We start from the raw sequence: 4,122 nt of genomic DNA, 5'->3' as shown, positions 1-4,122 counted from the left end.
TCGATCGATCAAAAACAAAAATGAAGGGCTTAACCAGTCAGTGGATACAACTCCGGTTAGTGCTCCGCACTAACCTTCGTCGTATCACTTCAGCGTTGGCTAAAGACAATGAAGGAATTCCAACTAACATACTCGATCTCGCTAGACGACTTCCTTGATGCCCATGAAGAGCATTGGAAAAGCACAGGTCACAGTACGCGCGGCAGTGTCATCCGAGGCATCGTTGGCGTTATTGCAGGAGTCGTCGTCGGATACTACGTTGGATGGATTGGATACGTTTTATCAGGTGTAGGTGCCGTACTTGCACTAATGCCCCTCTGGAGAAGGCATTTACACGCACGATCATTTAAAGAATACAAAAAATACAAAGATCAAATCCAAGTGACTTTTAAAGAAGATCAGATTGATGTAGAAACGAACGATGGAGACTCGAAGCTGAAATGGTCCACTTACACCAAAATATTCGATACGAAAGACTACATACTGCTGTATCTTTCGGAACGGTCTTTTTCAATTATTCCGAAAAGAGTTTTTCCAGAAAGAGCAGCAGAATTCTTTGAATTTGCTAAAAGCAAAATCAGCCAACCAGGCGTTTGAGGCAATGCCTGTTACGCTCCGCTCCACTGGCATCGCCTCAACTTGACGTTAGCCAGAAATGAAACGAATTTAAAAGGAAGGTTTTCGAATCGAAGGACGCAGCATCCCCAACCGATGAGTAGATCAAAGAAAGAACTGACTTCGACATTTCAAGCTTCACCCAAGGGCGAAGAATCCTGTCACCTAGATCAACGAACAAGGTCCTATGCCAGTTTTAGGAATGGCAACTTCTGGATTCAACATTTGGAGACACGTTCAGATTGGGCTAACAAGTCGGCCCATACAATTCCGGCAAACGCTCGCCTCTTCCACTAAGACCCAACCAAATTTACAATAACCGAAAATTAAACCATTAGCGTGGCCTACATCGCATGGCCTCAGCGTTCGACGAAACTAAATGAAAGAACCCTACAGACTTAGAACCAAGATCAGACGAAACCTACCATGGTTCTTGATCGACTTGGGACTAGCGAAAAAGGGAAAAGACTGTGAACTAGCTGGTGGTAAGCACGAATGGTATAATAAAGATGGATCAACTAGCGGATGCTACCACTGCGAAGTAATCAAAGAAGGAAGACTTTGGGAAATAAAAGGAAACTAAAACAATGATCCTGCACTGGAAACTGAATACAAAAACAGGTCGAACAAGGCAGAGCTCACAATGTCGGCAAACGCCCGCCCCTTTCATCACGACCCCATGAAAATCAACCTCAACAGACTTGGAACGTTAGTCGAAGCCGACATCGTGAGTCTTTGACGTTAGCCACAGAAAAATAAATGGACCCTATAGCCAAGTACAACGAACGAAGACACGCGGGAAAACGCGATTTTGAGTTGTATCCGGATCGATTGATCATCTCCGGCAAGAACTACCTCTCATCTGAGTTCAAGACTGATCTTCCACTAGAAGGAATCCGTCCCGAGAAAGAGTACATCACCTGCCGTAACGCGACCTTTAAGACTGGTTTCTACTTTTTGATAGGTCCATTCATCGCTTGGCATGTTATGGTGAGAGGCCTCGATTTCGATCCCTACGCTGAAGGACCTATGCTCATGTGGTTCGCTGGTTTAGCAGGAATCATCCTGATCCTAGTTGGCCTTAAAAAAGAACGATATACGTGTTTTAAATCATCAGCTGGCGTAACCGTATTGAACGTGGCAAAGAATCGTAAAACAGACAAAAATTTTGATGTATTCATAGATCTACTTGTTGAGAGGATTCATGAACAAAACAAAGAGGGCGAACAAAACGCTGCTCACAACGAGCGCAAGCGCTCGTCGTGAGAGCTTGGCGTTCTACGAAATATCATGAAAACCCAACTTACCACACTCGCGATTGGCGTTCTGCTATGCGGCTGTTCGACTACTGAAAACAAAATAAACTCCAAATCCGAACCAACACCTCCAGAATTACCTAAAATTGGCAGAGCAAAAATAGGTGATCTCAAATCCTGGGCACAGTATTATGTAGATTCAGGAGCCGCCAACGATATGGCCGAAGGCATGGAGATGGCCCGGAAAATGTTCTGGGCCGATTTCGAGGATCCCTACTCCACATTAGCGAAAATCGAAAAGAACAATGAAGATACAAAGAAACAAATAGAGAGCGATGAAAAGTAGAACAAGTCAGTCGATACAATTCGGGTAAGCGCTCGCCGAAATCCCACCCCACCAGACACACTCAACCTCAATTCAACTTTCGAGCTACGTTTTGAGCTCACGTATCACTTCGGCGTTAGCTAATTAAAATGAAAATCATAGAACGATACAAACAAGCCTACTCGGCGGTGATCAACGGTCCTCAAAGAAAGGAAACCGTAGTTGAGATCCTGACGAAATTTGGCGTATCGAACTCTAGCTACCAAGAATGGATTACTCAAACCGGTGGTGGACCTATCGGAGCAGATTGGTTCGACGGAATCACAGAGTTACCCTTGAGCCAAAAGAAATTAAAAGAAGAAGAATGGACCATAGAAGGATTCGTAATCGGCTGGGATGGTTCAGGAAATCCAATTGTGCTCCAAGACGATGGATCAGTAAAAGTTGAGGATCACAATTTTGATGGTATCCACACGTTAGCCTCTAGCTTCGATGAACTACTTGAACAAAACACTTAAAGCTAACCAGGCGCCGCAGACAACGACGGCAAGCCGCCGCGTCTGAGCTTGGCGATGGGGAGATAAGGAATTTTAAGAGAGAACAACCTGGCGACGTATCCAATTTCTAAATCCATTATTGAAATATGAAGATCCTGCAATGGAGGGATAGACCGATTTTCGAGAAGGCCAACCAATCCGAAATCACCTTTAATTAGGATTGATCCTGCAGCAAATCAAAGATCGCAAATTGACAATCGATCCGAAGACTGAATCCAAGAAAAGAAGAGCCCCAAGTTCCAAGACAAACCCAACTCTGAAGATGAAAAACTTAACCCCATCAAGTCGGTTCTCACAACTCGCGCAAGCGCTCGCGTGAGACCTCTGCGTTGGACGAAATAATATGAAACTATCGATCACTATTCTCGCCTTCATGGTGATGTCCTCAATCTGTTTGGCATCCGATAAGGAAGCAGCTGAAACTGTGGCACAAAAATACATGTCAGCCTTTTTTCACGGTGATCTAGAAGCCGCTGTCGGTTTGATGCATTCGCAGGCACTTACGAACATGAAGACCACCATGGTCTCGGAGCTGGAACGAGCAAGAGCCGCAGGAAAAGAAAAAGAATTCTACAAATCACTAAACCTGACGCCAGTAGTTCGACTTGAAGATCTAGGGAAAGAAGAGCTATATGTCACTGTTTTAACTTCTTCAAGAAGCCTTGATCCGGAGTTCACAGAATCGATGAAAAGTGCCGTAGTAGAAATAAAAGAAAGCAAAGTACTTTCAAGCGATAGAATCGTTGTATTGCTAAATGTACACACCAATGGATTTACTCAAGAGAGCCCAATCATGGTTCAAAAAGACAAACTATCATGGAAAATAGTAATGAACTAAAATGTCCAACAAAGCGCTGCAGGCAACGAGCGCAAGCGCTCGCCGCCTGAGCTCGGCGTTAGCTAGAAACTAAAATTTCAGAAAATGAAGATAGATCGAGTCGAAGGAGGCGTGAACCTCAACCAGCAGACAAAGTGCTAGCGACGGAACTTAAACGTATTCACATTTTTGGGAAGGCCTACCAGAGTTAAGATTCGATTCATCGACATTTCGAACATCACCCAAGACAGGGAAACCAAAAGACAAGTTCATAAAAGAGGGAAATGACAAAACCAGTCCTACTTCATAGAGATCCTGCAAAACGGATCAAAATTGAGCTAACCAGACGGCCCATACAATTCCGGCAAACGCTCGCCTCTTTCACTACGAGCGTTCTAAAACCCCAACCCAAAACGAAAATTTAAACCATCACCGAGGCCTTCACGTATGGCCTCGACGTTAGCCACTTCTGAAGAATATATAATATCATAGAGAATTTTTGAATCGAAGGAGGCAGCATCCTCAAACGACGGAACAGATTATTTGACCTAG

The 4,122-nt window shown here is 44.2% G+C and carries 5 protein-coding genes; all 5 read left to right on the top strand.

Features of this window, described 5'->3' with window-relative positions:
* Positions 1 to 108: 108 nt before the first annotated feature.
* The 5 genes from QEH57_RS24520 to QEH57_RS24500 all read left to right on the top strand — a co-directional run bounded on the left by QEH57_RS24520 (position 109) and on the right by QEH57_RS24500 (position 3,591).
* Positions 109 to 597, top strand: a complete 489-nt coding sequence (locus QEH57_RS24520; RefSeq protein WP_309009446.1) for a YcxB family protein — start codon at positions 109 to 111, stop codon at positions 595 to 597.
* Positions 598 to 1,374: 777 nt separating this feature from the next.
* Positions 1,375 to 1,881, top strand: coding sequence for a hypothetical protein (locus tag QEH57_RS24515; protein WP_309009445.1), 507 nt, complete (start codon positions 1,375 to 1,377; stop codon positions 1,879 to 1,881).
* A 24-nt stretch (positions 1,882 to 1,905) separates the two neighbouring features.
* On the top strand, positions 1,906 to 2,217 hold the full coding sequence (locus QEH57_RS24510) for a hypothetical protein (RefSeq protein WP_309009444.1): 312 nt from the start codon (positions 1,906 to 1,908) through the stop codon (positions 2,215 to 2,217).
* A gap of 128 nt (positions 2,218 to 2,345) precedes the next feature.
* On the top strand, positions 2,346 to 2,714 hold the full coding sequence (locus QEH57_RS24505; RefSeq protein ID WP_309009443.1) for an SMI1/KNR4 family protein: 369 nt from the start codon (positions 2,346 to 2,348) through the stop codon (positions 2,712 to 2,714).
* 382 nt (positions 2,715 to 3,096) lie between these two features.
* Complete coding sequence (locus QEH57_RS24500; protein WP_309009442.1) at positions 3,097 to 3,591, top strand: hypothetical protein; 495 nt, start codon at positions 3,097 to 3,099, stop codon at positions 3,589 to 3,591.
* Positions 3,592 to 4,122 lie beyond the last annotated feature (531 nt).

Origin of the sequence: Pelagicoccus sp. SDUM812005 (assembly GCF_031127875.1) — a bacterium.
Taxonomy (GTDB): domain Bacteria; phylum Verrucomicrobiota; class Verrucomicrobiia; order Opitutales; family Opitutaceae; genus Pelagicoccus.
Note: the sequence above shows the minus strand (reverse complement) of the source record. Positions and strands in the feature narration are given on the sequence as shown.

Excerpts from the sequence above, each read along its gene's own strand:
- QEH57_RS24520 (WP_309009446.1), top strand. The coding sequence starts at position 109 with ATGAAGGAATTCCAACTAACATACTCGATCTCGCTAGACGACTTCCTT.
- QEH57_RS24515 (WP_309009445.1), top strand. The coding sequence starts at position 1,375 with ATGGACCCTATAGCCAAGTACAACGAACGAAGACACGCGGGAAAACGC.
- QEH57_RS24510 (WP_309009444.1), top strand. The coding sequence starts at position 1,906 with ATGAAAACCCAACTTACCACACTCGCGATTGGCGTTCTGCTATGCGGC.
- QEH57_RS24505 (WP_309009443.1), top strand. The coding sequence starts at position 2,346 with ATGAAAATCATAGAACGATACAAACAAGCCTACTCGGCGGTGATCAAC.
- QEH57_RS24500 (WP_309009442.1), top strand. The coding sequence starts at position 3,097 with ATGAAACTATCGATCACTATTCTCGCCTTCATGGTGATGTCCTCAATC.